General features: G+C 56.9%; 1 rRNA gene (only partly in view). It reads left to right on the forward strand.

Annotation, left to right across the window (positions count from 1 at the left end):
- Nucleotides 1–1,375 (forward strand): 23S ribosomal RNA (locus ACZ69I_RS38920) (it extends past both window edges: 230 nt to the left, 1,499 nt to the right).

Consider the following 1,375-nt stretch of genomic DNA (forward strand, 5'->3'; position numbering starts at 1 on the left):
GAGACGAGTCAGAAACCGTTGATGTAGGCGAAGGACATGCGAAAGGTCCGGCGTAGAGGGTAAGACCCCCGTAGTCGAAACATCAGCGGCTCGTTTGAGAGACACCCAAGTAGCACGGGGCCCGAGAAATCCCGTGTGAATCTGGCGGGACCACCCGTTAAGCCTAAATATTCCCTGGTGACCGATAGCGGATAGTACCGTGAGGGAATGGTGAAAAGTACCGCGGGAGCGGAGTGAAATAGTACCTGAAACCGTGTGCCTACAAGCCGTGGGAGCGTCGCGTGCAGCACTTGTGCTGTACGTCGTGACTGCGTGCCTTTTGAAGAATGAGCCTGCGAGTTTGCGGTGTGTTGCGAGGTTAACCCGTGTGGGGAAGCCGTAGCGAAAGCGAGTCCGAACAGGGCGATTCAGTAGCGCGCTCAAGACCCGAAGCGGAGTGATCTAGCCATGGGCAGGTTGAAGCGGCTGTAAGAGGTCGTGGAGGACCGAACCCACCAGGGTTGAAAACCTGGGGGATGACCTGTGGTTAGGGGTGAAAGGCCAATCAAACTCCGTGATAGCTGGTTCTCCCCGAAATGCATTTAGGTGCAGCGTCGTGTGTTTCTTGCCGGAGGTAGAGCACTGGATAGGCGATGGGCCCTACCGGGTTACTGACCTTAGCCAAACTCCGAATGCCGGTAAGTGAGAGCGCGGCAGTGAGACTGTGGGGGATAAGCTCCATGGTCGAGAGGGAAACAGCCCAGAGCATCGACTAAGGCCCCTAAGCGTACGCTAAGTGGGAAAGGATGTGGAGTCGCACAGACAACCAGGAGGTTGGCTTAGAAGCAGCCACCCTTGAAAGAGTGCGTAATAGCTCACTGGTCTAGTGATTCCGCGCCGACAATGTAGCGGGGCTCAAGCGTACCGCCGAAGTCGTGTCATTCATACAATAGGGCCAACGCCTGTATGGATGGGTAGGGGAGCGTCGTGTGCCGGGTGAAGCTGCAGCGGAAGCTAGTGGTGGACGGTTCACGAGTGAGAATGCAGGCATGAGTAGCGATACATACGTGAGAAACGTGTGCGCCGATTGACTAAGGGTTCCTGGGTCAAGCTGATCTGCCCAGGGTAAGTCGGGACCTAAGGCGAGGCCGACAGGCGTAGTCGATGGATAACCGGTTGATATTCCGGTACCCGCTGTGAAGCGTCAAACATCGAATCAGGCGATGCTAAGTCCGTGAAGCCGTTCCGGACCCTTCGGGGAAAGGAAAGTGGTGGAGCCGACGGACCAGACTTGTAGTAGGTGAGTGATGGGGTGACGCAGGAAGGTAGTCCAGCCCGGGCGGTGGTTGTCCCGGGGTAAGGGTGTAGCCCGAGTGGTAGGTAAATCCGCCACTCG

It is taken from the genome of Streptomyces sp. NPDC036815, from assembly GCF_055609205.1.